The organism is Domibacillus sp. 8LH, from assembly GCF_038806185.1.
Taxonomy (GTDB): domain Bacteria; phylum Bacillota; class Bacilli; order Bacillales; family Domibacillaceae; genus Domibacillus; species Domibacillus indicus_A.
The window spans coordinates 1-251 of the sequence record NZ_JAVJNG010000249.1 but is presented as its reverse complement, the minus strand read 5'-3'; the positions used below and the strand labels follow the sequence as shown (position 1 = coordinate 251).

Genomic DNA, 251 nt, shown 5'->3' with positions numbered 1-251 from the left:
ATTTTAACGGGACAACTATTCATTTCGTTCATTATTACAAAGTTCGCAGTTCATGTCAATACATTTTCTCAATATAGTCTATTACATCTGCAAAGTCGGTCGGTAAAGGAGCTTCGAATTTCAGCCACTCACCTGTTCTAGGGTGAGTAAACGCAAGCGATTTAGCATGCAATACTTGACCGTTTGCATCCAATGTTTTTCTTGGGCCATACTTTGGATCCCCTACAAGTGGGTAGCCAATATATCTCATG

At 39.8% G+C, this 251-nt stretch carries 1 pseudogene; it reads right to left on the bottom strand.

The annotated features are described in order from the left end of the window. Positions 1-55: 55 nt before the first annotated feature. Positions 56-251: pseudogene (locus RG959_RS24600) on the bottom strand (RluA family pseudouridine synthase); the annotation flags it as partial.